The sequence below is a fragment of the Kribbella sp. NPDC055110 genome (genome assembly GCF_053607525.1).
Genome location: NZ_JBSGTS010000004.1, coordinates 212149 through 232011, shown reverse-complemented (window position 1 = coordinate 232011; position 19863 = coordinate 212149). Strand labels below are relative to the sequence as shown.

Here is a 19863-nt window from a genome sequence, read left to right as displayed (position 1 = left end):
TTAGGGTTTGTGCCACTTCTGGCTGGCGGCGCCGGAGCAGCCGCGCAGCGTCAGGCGGCCGCCGTTGCCGGGGGCATCGGCGGTCACGCACTTGCCGGCGCTCGGGTTGACCAGTTCGTGCTCGTTGCTCAGGGCAAATTTCTGGGCCCAGCCGCCGTTGCAGTTGACCAGCTGAACCTGAGTGCCGTCGGCGGTCGACGCCCAGGCGAGGTCCATGCACAGGCCCATCGAGCGGACCGTGCCGTCGGGCTGGAACACCCATTGCTGGTTGGCGTTTCCGCCGCAGTCCCAGACCTGTAAGGGGGATCCGTCCCGGCCGATGCCGTCGGTCGCGTTCGGTACGTCGATGCAGCGGTTGGTCTGATCGCTCTTCAGGACGACCGGCGGGGCGGCCACGGCCGGAGGTGCCTGGGTGGTGATGCCGCGCGGCTGAGTCGTCTTGGTCGGCGGCTTGGCGGAAGCGGTCACCGTCGCAGTCGTCGTGGTACGCGCGGTCGTCGTAGCGGTCGCGGTTGTGGTCGCGGTGACTGTCGGCGGCTTGCCGGCGGGCGGCTTCGCGGTGACAGTGGCCGGCGGCAGCGTGATGGTGACACCCGGCATGATGACGGTCTTGACGACCTGCTGCGGATCGCCCTTCACCGTCGTCGTCTTCGTCGGGCCGGTGACCGGCTGCGGCGTCAAGGTCACCGTCGGCGTAACCGTCGGCCGGCTCTGCGGCACGTACGCGACATCGGTGGTGTACGTCGGACCGGAGCCGCCTCCCGTGATCGCGGACGCGCCGATCGCGATCCCGCCGATCAGGGCGGCGACGACCGCGGTGGTGGACCAGGCGCGCCGGTCGGGCAGCCGGCTGATCCGGGGCAACCCGGGGCGGCTGGCGAAGGTGTCCGAGAACCGGGACGATCCGGGGGATCGGCGTGACCGCACGTCTGCTCCTCAGCTCTGCGACGGGGGCGGTGAGCGTGTCTGTGGCCGAGGATGACCCGGCCACCCCGCTGCCGTCAAACGGTGGGCGAAAAGGTGACTGCGATCACTGCGCGAGATCAGATTGTTGCTGAGTGTTCATCCTTTGGCATTGCCATGAGAGCGTTCTCAACCTATTTTCGGATCCGCCAGGTTCTCCGCTTCTGCGTCGCCCACGAGGGAGATCCATGATCGACGAGCTTGTCCGCCGGACCACCGTCATCGAGCTCTGTCTGGCAGAACGGGAAAGCCTTCGCCGGTACGTCGCGAGCCTCCTCGGCCGGGACACCCACGCCGTCGAGGACGTGGTCCAGGAAACGCTGCTGCGGGCGTGGCAGCTGGCCGAGCGGATCGACTGGCAGGACCGCCCGGTGCGGATGTGGATGTTCCGCGTGGCCCGCAACCTCGTCATCGACCACCATCGCCGCGCCGGTCGCGCCGTACCCGTTGGGCTCGGCGCGACGGAGCTGGAGGAGCCGCGCAGTCAGCCCGACCCGGCCGAGCAGGTCATCGACCGGCGGGTGCTGGTCGAGGTGCTGCAGCGGTTGTCGCCGGCGCATCGTGAGGTCGTCGCCCGAGTGCATCTGCTCGGTCACGCCGGCGAGGACGTGGCGGCGGTGCTCGGCGTACCGATCGGCACGGTGAAGTCGCGGGCGCACAACGCGGTCCGGCAGATCCGCGCCGAGCTCGCCCGTACCGACTGGGCCGGAGCCGCCGCATGACCGGCATGGGAGGCGGCGGTGGGATTCGCGGATATCTCGGGTATGCCGGTCTGGTCCTGCTCTTCCTCGTCCTGCTCAACCTCCTGGTCCGGCGACTCGGCGGCTGGCAGAAGCTGATCGGCTGGATCGGCCGTCAGATCAAGCAGACCGTCCGCGCGTTCGCCGAGCCGATCGCTGCCCGTCGTCGCTACCGTCGCCGGCTCCGCCTCCTGATCCAGGCGCTGCGCGACAGCGAGGGCTGGGCCGAGGCGGAGCGGGCCATGATCGCCGCCGCGGGCATCAGCCCAGGTGTGGCGCCGTACGCCGTCGCGCTGGCGAAGCGCCGGATCGGGGTCCTGGTCGCCGCGGCGTCGGACCTGGAGCCGCCGGAGCCGTGGAGCGCGGACGCACGGGATTCGCGGCTGTGGTGGATCGATCGCTCGGAACTCCCGGAAACCGGCTCGGTTCGGGAGATGCCGCTGCTGGTCTGCATCGGCACCGACAGCACCGGCGGGTACGTGCTGATGCTCGACCTGCTCTCCGGTCCGCGGACGCTCTCGGTGTACGGCGTGGACCGGACGGCCCGTGCCGTCGTCCAGGCCATGGCCGCGCAACTCGACGTGCGGCTGCCGGTCGGCGCGATCGAGGTTGCCGAGGGCATCCATCCGCGGCACGACGGGATGCCGCTCGAGGAGGCCGCGCGCCGGCTGGGCGCCTGGTTCGTCGTCGGCGCCGGACCGTTGGCCGGGCCATTGCAGGCCGGTCGCCGGATGCTCAGCCTCGGCGTCGCCCGCGGCAGCAGCCGCCTGCTGGAGGCGCTGCCGGACCAGACGTTGCGGCTGCACGGCGGCGCGACCTGGCTGCGGATCGATCCGTTGCCGTTGGCAAAGGCCGTGGCGCGGTCGATCCGGCGGCTGCCACCGCACGAGTTCGAGAGCGGCGTGCCGTTCGGTCCGGAGACCGTGAGCACCGACGACCTGAGTGACCTGGAACTGCCGGCTGGGTCGGTCGGAGTCTCCGCGGTCCCGGACCGGAAGGAGGCGTCGTGGAGCTGAACCTGACCACCGTCGACTCCCGCTCCGGTTCCCGCTCCGACCAGGTCGTCCGGATCCCGCGCGGCCTGTCGGTCGGCGGCTTCGCCGACGGTCTCGGCAAACCCGGTACGACGCTCTTCCTCGGACGCCGGCGCCTCGACCCGGCGCTGCCGCTCGCCAGGTCCGGGGTCCGCGAAGGCGGCGTGATCGGGCTCGGCGGAGCGGTCGACGTACCGGATCTGCTGCAGGGAACGCCGACCGGGCACGCGCCTGTCGTCGTCGAGTTGCATGCGGTTTCCGGGCCGCAGGCCGGGCGGGTCTGGCGGGTCGGTCCGGGTAGTCACGAGATCGGTGCGGACCCCCAGTGTGCGATCCGGCTCGAAGGTACCGGCGTACCCGAGCGTGGGTTGTGGGTGACTGTCGGGCCGAGTGGTGACGCGTTCTGGCACCGCACCGAGGATGTCGGCGGGCTGGTGTCGAGTCGGCAGATCGGGCCGCCGGAGGACGACGCGGCGACCAGCGCGATCCGGGTGTACGACGAGGAGACCGCGCACGAGCCGCCGGTGGTGATCGACCCGGACGACGTGCCGATCGGTCAGGTGAACACGTGGGCGCCGGACGAGGACCTCGTGGTCGGACCGGTGCTGTTGCGGTGCAGCGGGTCGCTCGAGCCGCCGGCCGCCGTACGGCTGGCCGACGACGGGTTCACGCTCGACTACAACCGGCCGCCGCGGCTCGCGCCGCACCTCGACGACGAGAAGGTCCGGCTGCCACCGCCGCCGGCGCCACCACAGCGCAGGCCGTTCCCGTGGCCCGTCGTGCTGGCGCCGGTCGTGCTCGGCCTGGTGATGGTCGGGTTGTTCAACTCGTACTACTTCCTGGTCTTCACGCTGCTCAGCCCAATGATGATGGGGATGAACTTCTTCTCCAGCCGGAAGACCAACCGCGCCGACCACATCGAGGCCCGGCGCAAGTACTTCGCCCGCAAGGCGGCCCTGGAGGACGAGATCTCCGCCGCGGTCACCCGCGAGCGGCTGATCCGCAACCTGACCGCGCCGGACCCGGTGCGGATCGCGCAGCTCGCGACCCGGCCGGGCAGCCGGTTGTGGGAGCGCCGGCGCAGCGACCCGGACTACCTGCTGCTGCGGCTCGGTACGGCGGACCAGGCGTCGTTGAAGGAACTCGACGACCAGGGCCGCGAGGAGAACCACCGGACGATCCGCTGGACGATTCCGGATGCGCCGATCGCCGTACCGCTGCGTGGTCACGGCGTACTGGGGATCTCCGGCAAGCCCGCGACGACCCATGCGCTGGCGCGGTGGCTGACGATCCAGGCCGCCGTACTGCATTCGCCGCAGGCGCTGCGGATCGTCGTACTGGCGGAGGCGGACACTGCGCACGAGTGGGGCTGGGTGCGGTGGCTGCCGCACCTGCGGCCCGACAAGGCTCCCGCGGCGGTGCTGATCGCCAACGACGACGCGACCACCGCGGCGCGCATCGGCGAACTGGTGTCGCAGGTGCAGGGCCGGCACCGGAAGGCCACAGCGTCGAGTACGCCGGACCCGGTCGACACCGAGATCGTGGTGATCGCGGACGGGTCGCGGCGGCTGCGCGACGTACCGGGATTCGTGCAGGTGCTGACGGACGGGCCCGCGGTCGGCGTGTACGCCGTGTGCCTCGACAAGGACGAGCGCCTGCTGCCGCAGGAATGCAGCGCGGTGGTCGCGGCGGCTGCCGAGACGCTGACCGTACGGCGACCCGGGCTGCCGGACCAGACGGCGGTCCGTGCGGATCTGGTGTCGCCGGAGTGGTGTGAGCAGATCGCCCGCGCGCTGGCGCCGGTGCGTGACATCAGCCCGGACCACGACGCGGGCCTGCCGAAGCTGGTGAAGCTCCTCGACGAGCTCGAACTGGAGCCGCCGACGCCGGAGGCCCTGCTCACCCGGTGGCAGCGACGGCCTGCGAGTACGTCGTTCGTCCTCGGCACCGACTTCGACGGGAAGTTCGTCGTCGATCTGGTTGCCGACGGCCCCCATGGGTTGATCGCGGGTACGACGGGATCCGGCAAGTCCGAGCTGTTGCAGACGCTCGTCGCGTCGCTGGCCGTGGTGAACCGGCCGGACGAGCTGACGTTCGTGCTCGTCGACTACAAGGGCGGCAGCGCGTTCAAGGAGTGCGCCGGCCTGCCGCACACCTTGGGCATGGTGACCGATCTCGACGCCCACCTGGTCGAGCGGGTACTCGAGTCGTTGGACGCCGAGCTGCGGCGGCGCGAACGGATCCTGGCGAACGCCGACGCGAAGGACCTCCCGGACTACCAGGCGAAGCGGGCCGTCGACCCGGAGCTGGCGCGGTTGCCGCGGCTGCTGCTCGTGATCGACGAGTTCGCCGCGATGGTGCGCGAGATCCCGGACTTCGTCCCGGGCCTGATCGGGATCGCGCAGCGCGGCCGTTCGCTGGGGATCCACCTGATCCTCGCGACGCAGCGGCCGGCCGGTGTGGTGACCGCGGACATTCGCGCGAACACGAACCTGCGGATCGCGTTGCGGGTCACCGACCAGTCCGAGAGCCAGGACGTCGTGGACGTGAACGAGGCGGCGTCGATCAGCCCGGGGATCCCGGGGCGGGCGCTGATCCGGCGCGGGCCGCGGCTGGCGGACCTGTTCCAGACCGCGTGGGTGGGTGCCGAGCGGACCGACGAGGCAGCCGCAACCGGGCCCGTGGACCCGGCGAGTATGCAGGTCACCGAGTTGCCGTGGGCCGAGCTCGGACGGGCGGTCGATCGCGACGCGCTGCCGGATCCTGACGACGAGGCGGCGAACGGGCTCGCGGTGACGGATCTGCAGGCGCTCGTCGAGGCGGTCCGTGCGGCGGCGGGTGAGTTGCCGGACTTCGCCGTACAGCCGAAGCCTTGGCAGCCGGCGCTGGAGCCGCAGATCCTGCTCGACGCGTTGCCCGGGACCGATCGCGCGATGTTCGTGCCGTATGCGCTGGAGGACATTCCGGCGTTGCAGCAGCGGCGGGTGGCGGGGATCGACTTCGAGACCTTCGGGCATCTGTACGTGATCGGGGCGCCGCGGTCCGGGCGTACCCAGGCGCTCCGGACGATGGCCGGGTCGGCCGCGAAGAACCTGAGCGTCGCCGATCTGCACATCTACGGTATCGACGCGGCCGGCGGTGGGCTCGCGCCGCTGGAGACGTTGCCGCACTGCGGTGCGGTCGTCTCGCGGCACGACATGGAGCGGATGACGCGGCTGCTGCGGAAGCTGAACCAGGAGCTCAGCGAGCGGCAGGAGCTGGCCGGACAGCACAATGCGACCGGGCTGAACGAGCTGCGGAAGAGCTTGCCGAAGGCCGAGCGGCCCGCGCACATTCTGGTGTTCATCGACGGCTGGGATGCGTTGTCGGCGTTGCTCGACGATCACGACCACGGGCAGCTGCTGCAGGACGTGATGCGGCTGCTGCGTGAGGGCGGCGGCCTCGGGATCCACCTGATCGCCACGTCGGAGCGGTCGTTGCTCGGTGGGCGGCTGGCCTCGCACAACGACCACAAACTCTTGCTGCGGCAGGCGGATCGGACGGACTACCAGGCGGCCGGCCTGCGGGTGGCGAAGGTGCCGTCGATGGTGCTGCCGGGTCGCGGGTGGCACGTGCTGACGGCCACCGAGACGCAGGTCGCCGTACTCGCGGCCGGCGGTGGGTCGGAGCAGGTCGACGCGATCAAGGCGATCGCGGCCGCGGCGATCAAGCGGGACGCGAAGGTGCCCGCGACGCGGCGCCCGTTCAAGGTCGCGGAGCTGCCGTCGTCGGTGGAGTTCGCGCAGGCCTTCGAGCGGGTGCCGGCGGCGGATCGCCGGCCGCAATGGGGCCTGATCGGACTCGGTGGCGACGAGGGCGGTGCGGTCGGCGTCGACCTGGCCGGTGTCGGATCGTCGTACGCGGTACTCGGGCCTCCTGGCTCCGGCCGGAGCAACGTGCTGTCGTGTCTGGCGGTGTCGCTGCTCGCCGGCGGCTCGTCGTTGATCGTGATCACGCCCCGCGAGTCGCCGCTGCGGATGCTCGCGCGGCATCCGAACGTGACGCTGATGAGCCAGGCGGATCCGGCCGAGGACGTACTGCGGTCCGCCGTCGATCAGGTACCGGGTCCGAAGGTGGTCGTGATCGACGACGCGGACCTGGTGATGACGGCCGCCGCGGACAAGCTGCTGAAGGAGATCGTGGTGTCCGGCCGGGACCAGGGCCTGGCCGTGGTCTTCGCCGCCACCACGGACGGGTTCCAGTCCGGGATGAGCGGCTGGGCGTCGGCGGCCCGCCGGGCCCGCCGCGGACTGTTGCTCGAGGCCCGTTCCATCTCCGAGGGCGACCTGATCGGCGTCCGCCTAGGCCCGAACATCATCCGAGCCACCCCCCGCCCCGGCCGGGCTTGGACCACATCCCCCGCGTCCCAACCCCTAACCGTCCAAGTCCCCCTCACCGTCCTGCTCCCCGCCTGACTTTGAGAACCCACCAACCATTTTTCGCGCGGCGAAATGGTTGGTGGGTTCTCAAAGACGGACTACTTGGCCTGGTTGAGGGAGTTGCTGATGCCTTGGTCGAATTCCTCGGCGTTCTTCTTGATGCTGTTGAACATGTCCGAGAAGTCCTGGATGCCCTTGACCGCGGCCTTCAGGCTGGTGTCGAAGTTGTTGTAGGTGTTCCGGATGACCTCGCTGGACTGCTTGAAGACCATGCCGTCGTCGACCAGGGTGTTCACCCGCGTGCGCAGGTTCTCGATCATCGGTGAGATCTGGTCGTGGGCGTTGGTCATCAGGGTGGTGACCTCGACGATCTTGCCGTAGTCGAGGTTGATGCCGTCGTAGGCCATTGCTGCGCTCACTCTCTCTGGTGGGTGTTACACGGCGGGCGCGACGTAGGAGTCGTCGTCCTCTTCGGGCTTGTTGGCCTCGACGCTGGCCGGGGTCTCGACCCAGTCGGCCGGCGACCCGTCGGGTTTGTTCGGGCCCCGGGTGAACTCGCTCCAGGTGCCGTCGCTGTTGGTGGTCTTCATCGTGCCGCTGCCGTTGGTCTGCAGCTGGGTGTCGTTGTGCACGGTGCTGCCGTCCGGGTACTCGCTGTCGGTGATGATGTGGTGCCGGTCATCGCCGTACGTCGTCACCGAGTGGTACGTCTTGCCGTCGTACGTGACCGTGGTTTCCTCGCGGGTGACGTTGCCCTTGTCGTCGACGTCCAGGTGCGTGTGGATGTTGCCGCGGTCGGTCGTGATCGTCTGGTCCAGCGGCGGGTGGTCACCCGGGTTCGTCGCGCTGCAGAAGTCCGGCTGGTCCGCGACGGGTCCCGTGCACTGATCCTTGTGAGCCTGGTAGTAGTCCCACTGCGACTTGTCGCGGTAGTAGTTCGACAGCGCGAGGTTGCTGTTGGTCGCGTTCATGCCCTGGGAGATCTCGGCGTCGAACTGCAGGAACGCCTCGCCGACCGAGCCGAACGAGTTCGCGAGTTCCTTCAGGCCCTTCTCGGCCTTGGTCATCGTGCCTTCGGCGTTCGTGTGCAGGTCGGTGATCGCGGACGCGATGATGCTGCTGCCGAGGACGCTGCCGTCGTCGTAGGCCAGCGTGCTGAACAGGCTGTCGTCGAGCGTCGGCTTGATGTTTCCCGCGAGTTCTTCCAGGTCGACCTTGGCGTCGTTGAGCAGGTTGTAGTCCATCTTGAGTCGATCCGGCACAACCCCTCCTCGGCGTCGATGGTTCCGTACTGACCACGCCGGAGCAGCCGGTCGGGTTCATTTCGATCTGAACCCGAGCGGTGGGTACGGCGTGGTCTGGGTAGAGGCACCGGGATCGCACCGGATCCAGCAGGGAGGGGAACGCATGCCACGGCCGAGCGACTGGGACGCCATCGGGCTCGGCGGCGACCCGACCCCCGGTGATCCCGAGCAGATCGGTCAGCTGGCCGAGGTGCTGCAGAAGCTCGGCGGCAAGGCGCGGGAGATCGTCACCGCCGTCGAGTCGGTGATGAACACCAACAACGACAGCGTGTTCGTCGGCGCCACCGCGGAGGCACTGCGCGGCAAGGTGGACGGACGGCTGCGTGGTCACGTCGAGGACGTCGCGACCGCCTTCGAGACCTCGGCGCAGGCGCTGCGCGACTGGCGCGGTGTGGTCGACGAGCAGCAGCGCAAGGCGGACGGGGCGCTGAACGCCGGCCGCGGTCTGGCCGCGGACGATCCGAACCGCGAGACCCAGAAGGGCATCGCCGAGCAGGCCGGCCGGGACCAGTCCGACCAGGCCTCGACGTACGCCGGACGGATCAACGGCGTCTCCGACATCCAGCTGCCGATCTCGGAGTGCGAGGCGTTCTGGGAGGCGTTCAAGTGGCTGGCGATCATCCTGATCATCCCGGCGCTGATCTTCGGCGGCCCGATCGCGCTGCTCGCGCTGGGCGTGAACCTGGCGCTGTTCATCAAGACCATCGTCGACGTCGCGAACGGTGACGCGACCTTCCTCGACCTGTTCCTGGCCGGCCTCGGCCTGATCGCGCCGACCACCAAGGCGCTGCCGATCTTCAGCATCCTGAAGGGCATCGCGAAGGGGATCGGCGCCGGTGTCAAGGGCATCGCGAACACCTTCCGGACCGTCTTCAGCAAGGACTTCCTGTTCAACAGCCTGCTGGTCGGGCTGAAGGGGATGCCGATGCTGGCCGGCCTGGCGATCAAGGAGACCGGGCTGTTCGTGATCTCGAACATCCGGAACTTCGCGATCACCACCGGCCAGTTCGTCAGCACTTTCGACAAGGTCGCGCTCGGCGCGTTCAACTCGTTCAAGACCGGGATCACCACGTTCCGGCCGGGCTCGATCGTGACCGGGTTCAAGTCGGCCTGGAACGGGGTCGCGACCTCAGGGTTCGGTCAGTTCGTCAGCGGGCACTTCGGTGGCCTGCAGTGGACCCGGATGATCCTGCCGGTCGCCGCGGACGAGATCCGGGCCTTCAAGGCGCTCGGGATGTCGAACTTCGCGGCCTTCACCCAGGCGCTGAAGGTGGGCGTGATCGGGCGCGGCGTGTTCGCCGAAAACGTTTTCGGCCTGCCGACGGTGGGCGCGCTCGGCCGCGGGATCGGCGCGATCCCGATCGAGCACGGCGCCGGTGCCGGAGTCGGCAAGACCAGTTTCCTGCAGCAGCTGGTCAAGCCCGAGATCCGGATCCCCTCGGTGCACATCAACAGCATCGGCGTGGCGGTGGAGGGCGGCTTCAAGGGCGGTCAGGTGTTCACCGCGCTCGACGAACTGCACCTTGCACCGATGCAGAACATCAGCAGTACGAACATCGGCGTCAGCGTGCACACGCCGACCACGGTCACCACCGGCGGCGTCCACATCCCGGCCACCGCCGGTACGCCGGGGGCCGTCAACGTCATCACCAACATTCCGTCGCCGCACGTCGGCGTACCGGCGACCAGCGGCAACAACGCGATCAACGGACTCGTCCACGGCCTGCCGAACCAAGGGCAGATCGGTACGCCGGTCCTGAACGGCGTCAACCACGCGCTCCCGACCCCGGGGTCGACGAGTATCAGCGACCTGGTCGGCTCCGGGTTGCGGAACAACCCGCCGACGATCTCCTCGCACTTCGCGACCACGATCGGCGAAGGCACCTCGCACGGCTTCCAGGCGAACCACGTCCGGCTCTCGATCGACGAGATCGTCAACCTGCCGGCGCCGAACGCGCACGGCAGCACGCACGCGGTGAGCGCGCCGACGGTCGACCGCGTGAACGCCGCCCTCGACCTGCTGACCGGCGGCCCGGCCAACCTCAAGATCGGTGCCCCCAGCAACCTTCACGTCGGCACCCCGCCGGTGGGCGGCGCCCAGCACGTCGCCACGCCCCCTGGCGTTCCGGGGAGGTCGGAGATCCCGTTGAGCGGGTTGCCGGACCATCCCGGTGTCGTGGTGAAGGTGGAGCGGTTCGACGGCGGTATGACGCAGTTCAACCTGCACGGCGGCGGGCCGAACGGGCGGCTGGACCCGCTGAGCGGCGGCCACCTGCGGTTCACCGACACCTCCACCGGTACGACGACGCGCTTCGACAGCAACGGGATCGTCGTCGATCACGGCGTACGGCTGACCAAGGCGGACGGGATGCCGCGGATCGACGACCGCGTGCTGGTCAAGCAGCCCGACGGTCAGTTCCGGGTCACCGGCCTGGACGGCAACGCCGTACCCGAGAACCTCACCGTGCGGCAACTGGACACCGGCGGCGTACAGATCCTGGGCAAGGACGGTGCGAGCTGGCACTACACCGCGAACGGGAAGCTGGACGGCCAGAACGTCACGTCGTCCTGGAACGGCGACGTCGCGGGAAAGGCAGGTGTGTTCGGCAAGGCCGACGACCTCGATACCACGGTCGGGATCCAGAAGGAGCTCGGCGACGATATCGGGCTGCGGCCGGAGCTCGGCTCCGCGGTTCCGGTGCGGCCGGCAGGGTTGTCGGAGACGGCGTTCAATCAGCTCGCGACGACCTTCGACGCCGCCGGCCTGCGGCAGTTCCAGGGGATGGGCGACGTCGTGAGCCGCAGTACGACGAGTGTCGACGGTCTGTCGCGGACCGTTCACGTCAGCAAGCCGGGCTTCGCGGACGAGCTGACGATCACGGTACTGCGGAACCCGCAGACAGACTCGGTCCGGGTGATCGGGACCGCGGACGGCGTGAACACGTTCGACAAGACCTGGAGCGGGTCGCAGTTCGCGAACCTGACCGCGGACCAGTTCCACGCGCTGCCGAAACCTGCGCAGTGGGACCAGACCGCGGGGAAGGGCAAGCAGCTCGATGCCGCCTGGGAGCAGGACCTGGCGGCGAAGGTGGCGGTGTTCCGGGTCGGGGACGACACGGACGCGATCGTGAACGCGAAGCTGACGGACACCGGCCGGGTGCAGCAGGCGCAGGCGAAGGTCGACGCCGCGCTGGAAGACGTCGCGGTGCGCGGACTCCGGGGTGACGGCCCGTCGACCGGTCTGTCGGTCGGCGAGCAGGTGCACCTCGACCTGCGCGCCGCCCAGGCCGAGCTGTCGACCGCGAAGACCGCCTTCGAGACGAGGTACGGCCTGCAGGTCGCCGACATCCAGTCCCAACTGGACACCCTCACCGCCCAGTCCCTGAAGGATCGCCCCCGCCTCCTCGGCGGCCACAACGGCCACACGACTCCTCCGGGCCGGACTCGGCCGGTTGCTGCTCCTGGGTTCGGGCGGGAGTTCGACGGGGCGTCGTTCGGGAGTGAGAGTGAGCTGGGCGGGTTTGTCGTCGCCATGCCCGAGGGGACGAACCGGACGTTCGCGTTCGTCAAGGAGGTCGGTACCGACGATCCGTTGATCATGGTCACGAAGGACATGAGTAATGGCATCTACCGCAACCCGGACGGTCTCCCGCAGGCGAACGGCGGTAACTGGCGCACCCACACCGTCGAGCTCGTCAGCTACCCAGCGAAGGTCGGCGACCAGGCCGGCATCACCATCCGCGACGAAGCCACCCAGTTCCTCCTGGACGTCTTCAAGGGCCGCATCAACCTCGCGAACCACCGCCCGATGGAGCCGGTGATCAGCGCGGACGGCCGGTTCGCGCTCCAGATCACCAACGACCGGCACGTCATTGCCAGCGGCAACGGCATGCACCTGGACGAACCGGGCTCGGTCTCGATGCCACCGGGCGGACAGCAGCTGACCGTCGGCGTGCAGGCAACCGACTTCGCCGGTGCCGCCGGCAACGATCTCCGGCTGCTCGACAACCCCTGGTACAAGCCCGAGTTCGGCACCGACGACGCGCTGCGGGCGATCTCGCACGAGCTCGACAACCCGCAGCAGGTCGAGAACGCCTATACGTACCTGAAGTCGATCATGAGCTTCACCGCGAAGCAGGTCGACAAGCACGGGATCCCGATCGGTGACTACGCCGGTAAGGCGCCGTACCGCGGTCTGACTGATCCGGCCGTGAAGAACGACTGGGCGGTGCTGCCCCGGACGCGGCCGAACATCGTGCTGGAGTCGCTGTCCGGCCCCGACCGCGCCGCGACGCTGAAGCTGCTCCGCGAGACGCCGGCGATCGGCGACACCACGATCTGGAAGGAAGTCCGGCAGTACCTGCTGGGCGGCGGCGAGGTGGCCGGGCACGGCATCAACAACGCGACGATCGCGGGCGAGAAGGCGCTGCTGTTCGAGTTCCGGACCGTACCGGACGGGCTGAAGCATCTGGTCCCGAAGCAGGCGACTCCGGTCGTCAACGTGACCGACACCCTCGCGGGCCTCGGACCGCGGCGCGCAGACGTGGTTCGGCAGCTCGACACCGTCCTGAACAACCCGGCGAACCGCGACGACTTCGCCAGCTGGTTCGGTGAGCTGAAGCCGAACCTGGCCGGCAAACCGCCGGAGAAGCTGGTGGGCTTCGCCAGTGCCACGCAGAAGGCCGAATGGTTGCTGACGCACCGCCCCGAGACCTGGCAAGGCCTGGTCCAGGAGCCGGTGATCGTCAACATGGTCCACGTCGCGCACACCCCGCCGCCCCCACCGATCCGCCAGCACCAGCTCACCGGCGCGTTCAACGACCACACCGTCGTACGGCCGACCGGCGCACAGCCACATGTCACCGGTCCCAACGCGGAACGCTTCACCGTCCACGTCCTGCAGGACGGCGGGTTCCGGGTCGTCGGGCCACGCGGTCAGATGCAGCGGTACGGCGTCGACGGCGCGCATCTCGGCGACGGGACGATGCTCAACGATCCGTTTCACCTCCGCGGCTCGTTCTTCACTGAGACGGACCCCGCCGGCGGGTTGCGGGCGGTGGACGTCAACGGGACGCCGCTGCCGCACACGACCGTCGAGCAGTTGCCGAACGGGCAGTTCCGGGTCGCGGACACCGCTCTCGGCGATGTCCGGTGGCACGGTCAGGACGGTCTGTACCGCGGCTCCGGGATCCGGGTCGCCGATCCGGCGCGTCAGGGTCAGGTCTTCCTCTACCACCAGCTCGGCCAGGAGCCGGTGTTGCTCGACAACGCCGGCGCGCAACTGCCCGGCACGGTCACCACGTTCGAGGGCGGCTTCCGGGTCACCGAGGCGAACGGGATCGCCCGCACCTTCGACGACGCCGGGATCTACGTCGACCGCCGGATCCCGCTCGGTGCGCCGAACGCGCAGCAGATCGTGATCCACGACGTCAACAACCACCTCACGCTGCACGACCCGGCCGGTGCCGGCCGAACGATCGGGCCGGTGCAGGGCGGCGGCTACCGGGTCGTTGACGGCGGCAACTACCACGTGTACGACGGCGACGGCGCGTTCCAGGCGCACGGTCACACCGTCGACCTGCCGGGCGAGACAGGCTTCCTGGAGATCGCCGGGAACACCGCGCGACGGCTGGACGTCAACTACCAGCCGATCCAGGGCCGCACTGTCACGTTCAACGCCGGCGAGTTCACGGTCACCCGCGCCGGCGGCCACGACGTCTTCGACCAGCAGGGCGGCGTACTGCGGCAGATCACCGACCTCGACGGGCACGGTCTCGGCGCCGGCGCCACCCGCGTGACCCGCGACCAGAACGGCATCGTCACCTGGACCGATCGCAACGGCGCCGCGGTACCGACCCCGCACCGCGTCACGGTCGACCAGCACGGCGTCGTACGGCTCGAGATCAACGCCCCGGGCAGTCCGCGCAACGGTGAGTTCCACGTGTTCTCCCGGGACGGACACCTCACCGAGCAGGGCTTCCCGGTGGTGCGCAACGGCCGCCCGACCGAGTTCACGTACGTCGTCAACCGCACCGACAACACGTGGCGCCGGGTGGACAACGCAGCTGTCGACGGCACGGGGAACTTCCAGCACGGAAAGGTCGACATCGCCGGTCTCGACAACGGCCGGATCCGGTTGCAGAGCTCCACCGCCAAGGAGGTCGAGGTCTTCGAGCGCCGGTGGTTGCCGGACGGCACGATCCTGGACAGCTTCCGGAAGACCGACACCCTCGGGTACGGCGCGTTCGATCGTCGGACCACGTGGGCGACGTACGACGCGAACGGGGTACTGACGAACTGGGGCAAGCGGCATTTCGGCACCGATGGAGCCTCCTGGCGGGACTACGACCACCACGGCAACTCGGTGCGCGACTACCAGCAGGGCCTGCAGAAGTACGCCAACCCGATCGCGGAGCAGCCGACGCCGCTCGGCAAGGCCGACAAGGAGATCACCGGTCACGTGCTGGCGATCAAGGACGGCCGCAACTGGACATGGCACCGGTACGACGCGCAGGGCGTGCATGTTGCGGACGGCAACCGCACCCTCGAGGCGATCGGCGAGGGCTGGACCGACACGGTCCGGGTGCTGGAGAACGGCAACGAGGTCACCCGGGTCGCCCAGCAGAAATGGGGGACCTGGCACGGGCCGGACACCGCCCGGCAGTACCAGGAGTTCAAGCTCGAGGCCGGCGCCGGGCATCCGACGAGGTCGGGCGAGTTCGAGGTCCAGTCGCCACAGCTCAAGTCGGTCGGCAAGGGCGAACTGCTGGACAACGGCGCCCTGCTCAAGACGGTCCGGCAGGGCGATCAGCGGCCGCCGATCTGGGTCCGGGAGAACTTCCTGGACAACCCGCCGACCACCGGCAGCGTCGCCCACATCTCCGGCGACAACCGGTTCCAGATCTTCCGCTGGGACACCTCCGGCAACGGCATCGACGCAGGTCAAGGCATCCGGTACGTCGGCACCGACGAGTCGATCGTCGACGTGAACCTGAACGGCGAGTTCGTCCGCTCGAAAGGCAAGCTGCACGACGGCACCGAACTCAAGGTCGGCGACCACGCCACCACACCGGGGACCGCCCACCCGAACTCGACCACGCCATGGACAGCCGGGGACGTCAACGGCTGGCGGGTGTTCGACAACACCAACGGCTGGCGCGACGTCGCCGAGGTCGACGGGCTCCCAGGCTGGACCGTCGTCCGGGAGAGCCACCCGGGCGGCGCCGTCCGCGAGTACACGCAACCGGGCGATCGCAACATCTGGGTGCAGCGGGACCCCCACGGCAACCTGGTCGGCAGCTCACACCGGACCCCGGCGCCGGTCGGCGGCAACCATCGGTACGTCGTGGCGACCGGGACCGCCGACTCGTCGCACTGGCGCTGGCAGGAGCTCGACCACAACGGCGTACCGATCGCCGGCCGCGAGGGTGACCGCTTCCACTTCAAGGGCTCCGGCGACGAGCGCGTCAGCTGGGACAACTCGTTCCGCGATTTCGATGCCGGGGGCAACCTGATCCGGGACCGGCACCTGCTCGACGAGCGGCGTTTCGTCGAGTCGTGGCAGGACGGCAACCAGTGGCGGGTTGCTGAGTTCGACAAGGCCGGCGTCGAGGTCGCGGACACCACGCGGCTGGAGCGGCAATGGCTGGACGCGGAGGGGAACTGGCAGCACAACTGGACCGCCGGGTCGCAGCACTTCCGCGACAGCCTGCCGCAGAACGGGCAGGTCATGCCGCAACTCGTCCGCGAGACGCCGACGCACGTCGGCGACGGGCGGCCGATCCGCGTCCGCGAGTACAAGCTCGAGAACGGGCAGACGGACCTCGGGCAGTGGAAGGAGTTCGACTTCGACAAGGTCGTCCGGGAGCGGGTGGCGTCGGGGAACAACTTCCTGGAGACCGACAAGATCCACGGTCAGTGGAAGCTTTACGACCAGCAGGGGCAGGTGATCGGGGAGCGGTCGGACAACGGTCTCGTGTTCGAACTGCGGGACGGGCGGCTGACGCTGACCGGCAACGAGTTCGACTTCCGTGGCGCGCTGACGGAGTACCGCGGCTGGAACACCCGGATCGCCGACGCGCAGCGGCAGCCCTGGCTGATGCAGTCCGACTGGACGTTGAGTGACAAGACGCTGACGCCGGGCGGAAACGTGTTCCGGGAGGCGACCTACGCGCCGTTCTCGCGGCTGCTCACGCAGAAGGTGCTGCTCCAGGTCGGGACCGAGTTCATCCTGGACTACGCGGCCAGTCTGATGATCCTGGGCATCGTCGCGGAGGCGCAGAACAAGCCGTTCACCGGCAACGACGCGTTGAAGGCGCTGATGAACGCGGCCGTCGGCGCGACCCTGAAGTCGGTCGCCGGCGCGGCACTCACCGAGACCAAGCTCGGCGGGTCGCTGCGAAACCTCAAGCAGAACATGGGGAACCTGGACGGCGGCAAGCCGATCACCAGACGGCCGAACAACAACGACGCCACCTGGGGCGTGGAGTGGGCCGGTAACACCAGCCCGGTGCGCTGGCGCGGCGGCATCTTCGACTACAGCCTGAACATGTTGCTGCTGCCGCTGACCGGCTTCGTGAACGGGACGATGAACGCTGCGATCTTCGGCGTACCGAACGCCGACGGGAAGACGGTCAAGCTGTCCGGCTGGGAGGCGGTCGGCGAGGGCGGGATCGCGGTCCTGAACGGGTACGCGATCGCCAACAGCCTCGGTCTGCTGAAGCTGATCGGCGGGAACTTCGGGGCCGGCCGGTTCTTCCAGAAGGCCGGTTTCGCCGACATCGTGCTGACGATGCCGCTGCGGCTGTTCGAGAAGGGCATCGGCGGGGTGTTCCTGACCCCGGCGATCCGCGCGTCGATCAACCCGGCGTGGTATCAAGTTCCTCCTGTCGAAGGAGCACAGTGACGAATCGCTACGTGGCCCCGAAGGGCCGGGGTACCTATCGCCGGATCACCGAGGCACTGCGGGCCGCCGCGCCCGGGGACGTCGTCGTCGTCGGCGCCGGCGAGTACGCCGAACAGCTCCGGCTGGACCGCTCCGTCGCAATCGTTGCCGAAGGCGCCGTTGTGCTGGTCGGCCCGCCCGGGGAGCCTGCCGTCGTGGCCGAAGGGCTGGAGTGCACGCTGCGCGGGCTGGCGATCCGGGCCGCGGACGGCGACGGCAGTACGCCGGCCGTCGGCGTCGCGCCGGGTGCCGGGCTGCTGCTCGACGACTGCACCGTGACCGGCGGCCGGATCCATGCCCGCGGCAACGAAGGCGGCGGTTCCGACCTGACGGGGTACGGCGTGACCACGCTGATGCTGCGCGGGACGAGGGTCGAGAAGGGACGACTGGCCGCGCTGCACCTGTCCGGGCGGGTCCGGGCGAAGGTCGAGGACTCCGTGATCGACACGATCGACGGGATCGGCGTGGTGCTGTCGGGCACCGCGTTCCTCGACGCGTCCCGGCTGCGGCTGAACGCGACGTCCGGGTACGGGTTCCGGCTGCGCGGATCGAGCCGGCTGGAAGCGACCGACGGCGTCATCCGGCAGACCGCGATGGCCGGCGTACTGCTCGAGGACTCGTCGACTGCAACGCTGACCGACGTACGGATCGAGCACTCAGGTGGCCCGGGGATCCACGCGGCCGGTACGGCGACGGTCGAGCTGACGGACTGCCGCGTCCGGAACGCGAAGGCGAGTGGCCTGGTCGCGCAGGACCAGTCCGACCTGACGGCATCCGACTGCATCGTGACCGACGCGGGCGCAAACGCCTTGCTGGCCTCGGATTCCGCGACCGCGACGTTGACCGACAGCCGGTTCGATCGATCGGTGTTCAGCGCCGTACACCTGACTGGTACGGCGGTCGTCCGGTTGACGGACTGTCTGGTGCGTGAGGGAGCGGAGCACGGCGTACACGCAACCGCGTCGTCGCGGGTCGAGCTCACCAGGTGTGGGATCAGCGACGTCGGGCTGACCGGGTTGTCGGTGGTCGACGGGGCGACCGCCGAGGCCGTCGAGTGCCGGGTCAGCGGCGGTGGTACCGGCGTACATCTGGAGTCGAGTGCGGCCACCGGGCTGCGTGGCTCGTCGGTCAGCGGGACGGTCGGCACCGCGATCGAGGTGGCCGGTGCGGGGCTCGCGACGCTGGACGCCGTACGGGTGAGTGGCTCGAAGGCGGCCGGGATCGTGATCGGTGCGGGAGCTGCGGCGGAGGTCTCGGCGTCGGCGATCGAGGACTGCGGCGGATCCGGTCTGGTGGTGTGGTCCGCCGCCGCGCCGACGGTACGGGCGTTGCGCGTGGCCGGTGTGGCGAAGAACGGGATCTATCTGGCGGAGAAGGCGGCCGGGAAGTACGCCGATTGCGACGTGAACGGGACGAAGTACCCGGCGGTGCACCTCAGCAAGGCGGCCGCTCCGGTGTTCCAACACCTGCGGATCCGGGACTGCGTGGACGCGGTGGGGCAGGAGGACGGGGCGAACCCGACGTTCGAGGACTGCACCGTTGACGGCGTACCGATGGTTACCTCGACCCCCGGTGTTGCCGCTGCCGCTGCTGCTCCGGACGTGATGACTACTGCCGCGCTGGCCGAGAGCATGCCGCCGGACGACGAGACGCTCGAGGACGTGCTCGCCGAACTGGACGAGCAGGTCGGTCTGGACCGCGTGAAGCGGGATGTTCAGTCGATGGTGAAGCTCATGCAAACGGTTCGGATGCGGCAGGAGGCCGGCCTGCCGGCGCCACCGCTGTCGCGCCACCTGGTGTTCGCGGGCAACCCTGGCACCGGCAAGACCACCGTCGCCCGGGTGTACGGGCGGGTACTGAAGGCGCTCGGTCTGCTGCGCAAGGGTCATCTGGTGGAGGTCGACCGTACGGCGCTGGTCGGCGAGTACGTCGGTCATACCGGGCCGAAGACGACCGCGGCGGTGAACCAGGCGCTCGGCGGCGTGCTGTTCATCGACGAGGCGTACTCGCTGTCACCCGTTGGCATCGGCAACGATTTCGGCGCGGAAGCCATTGCCACGTTGGTGAAACTGATGGAGGACCATCGCGACGACCTGGTCGTCATCGTGGCCGGGTACGTGAACGACATGTCCCGGTTCATCGGCTCGAACCCCGGCCTGTCGTCCCGCTTCACCCGGACGCTGATGTTCGAGGACTACACCGCGGCCGAGCTCGTGGCGATCGTCGAGCACCAGGCCGGCGGCCACCAGTACGAGGTCAGCCCCGACGCCCGCGTCGCCCTGTCCGACCTCTTCGAACGGATGCCGCGCGGCGAGTCCTTCGGCAACGGCCGCTCCGCCCGCCAGATCTTCCAGGCAATGACCGAACGCCAGGCCCACCGCCTCTCCGAACTGACCGCCCCCACCCCCGCCCAACTCGTCTCCCTGGAGTCCCCCGACATCCCGGAGATCTCCTGAGAGG

At 69.3% G+C, this 19863-nt stretch carries 8 protein-coding genes; 5 read left to right on the top strand and 3 right to left on the bottom strand.

Translation table 11 applies throughout. The features are described from left to right. Window positions 1-927 carry a ricin-type beta-trefoil lectin domain protein gene (locus ACWF0M_RS08925; RefSeq protein ID WP_452235044.1) on the bottom strand — a complete coding sequence of 309 codons (927 nt, stop codon included), beginning with the start codon at window positions 925-927 and terminating at the stop codon, window positions 1-3. A 224-nt stretch (window positions 928-1151) separates the two neighbouring features. Here ACWF0M_RS08925 and ACWF0M_RS08920 point away from each other — a divergent pair, with 224 nt between their 5' ends. From ACWF0M_RS08920 to ACWF0M_RS08910, 3 genes are read left to right on the top strand one after another with little or no spacing between them, the layout of a single operon-like run. Further along, window positions 1152-1685 (top strand): sigma-70 family RNA polymerase sigma factor, encoded by a 534-nt coding sequence (locus tag ACWF0M_RS08920; RefSeq protein ID WP_452235043.1) that lies wholly within the window; start codon window positions 1152-1154, stop codon window positions 1683-1685. Then, a complete protein-coding gene (locus tag ACWF0M_RS08915) occupies window positions 1682-2719 on the top strand; it encodes a hypothetical protein (RefSeq protein ID WP_452235042.1) in 1038 nt (345 codons plus the stop codon). Before ACWF0M_RS08920 ends, ACWF0M_RS08915 begins: the two co-directional genes overlap by 4 nt. Then, window positions 2710-7191 (top strand): FtsK/SpoIIIE domain-containing protein, encoded by a 4482-nt coding sequence (locus ACWF0M_RS08910; protein WP_452235041.1) that lies wholly within the window; start codon window positions 2710-2712, stop codon window positions 7189-7191. The genes ACWF0M_RS08915 and ACWF0M_RS08910 overlap by 10 nt, the downstream gene beginning before the upstream one ends. A 62-nt stretch (window positions 7192-7253) precedes the next feature. On the opposite strand, the gene ACWF0M_RS08905 is transcribed toward ACWF0M_RS08910, so the two are convergent. Both ACWF0M_RS08905 and ACWF0M_RS08900 read right to left on the bottom strand, forming a co-directional pair. Continuing rightward, a complete protein-coding gene (locus tag ACWF0M_RS08905) occupies window positions 7254-7574 on the bottom strand; it encodes a hypothetical protein (RefSeq protein ID WP_209697058.1) in 321 nt (106 codons plus the stop codon). Between the two features lie 15 nt (window positions 7575-7589). Then, entirely contained in the window at window positions 7590-8417 is an 828-nt protein-coding gene (locus ACWF0M_RS08900) for a hypothetical protein (RefSeq protein ID WP_452235040.1), read from the bottom strand. A 145-nt stretch (window positions 8418-8562) separates the two neighbouring features. On the opposite strand from ACWF0M_RS08900, the gene ACWF0M_RS08895 reads away from it, so the two are divergent. Both ACWF0M_RS08895 and ACWF0M_RS08890 read left to right on the top strand, forming a co-directional pair. Further along, window positions 8563-17364 carry an actin cross-linking domain-containing toxin gene (locus ACWF0M_RS08895; protein WP_452235039.1) on the top strand — a complete coding sequence of 2934 codons (8802 nt, stop codon included), beginning with the start codon at window positions 8563-8565 and terminating at the stop codon, window positions 17362-17364. Then, complete coding sequence (locus ACWF0M_RS08890; RefSeq protein WP_452235038.1) at window positions 17361-19859, top strand: right-handed parallel beta-helix repeat-containing protein; 2499 nt, start codon at window positions 17361-17363, stop codon at window positions 19857-19859. The genes ACWF0M_RS08895 and ACWF0M_RS08890 overlap by 4 nt, the downstream gene beginning before the upstream one ends. Window positions 19860-19863 lie beyond the last annotated feature (4 nt).

What these genes read in the sequence shown, in the direction of transcription:
- ACWF0M_RS08895 (WP_452235039.1), top strand. Translation starts at nt 8,563, where the DNA reads ATGCCACGGCCGAGCGACTGGGACGCCATCGGGCTCGGCGGCGACCCG.
- ACWF0M_RS08920 (WP_452235043.1), top strand. Translation starts at nt 1,152, where the DNA reads ATGATCGACGAGCTTGTCCGCCGGACCACCGTCATCGAGCTCTGTCTG.
- ACWF0M_RS08915 (WP_452235042.1), top strand. Translation starts at nt 1,682, where the DNA reads ATGACCGGCATGGGAGGCGGCGGTGGGATTCGCGGATATCTCGGGTAT.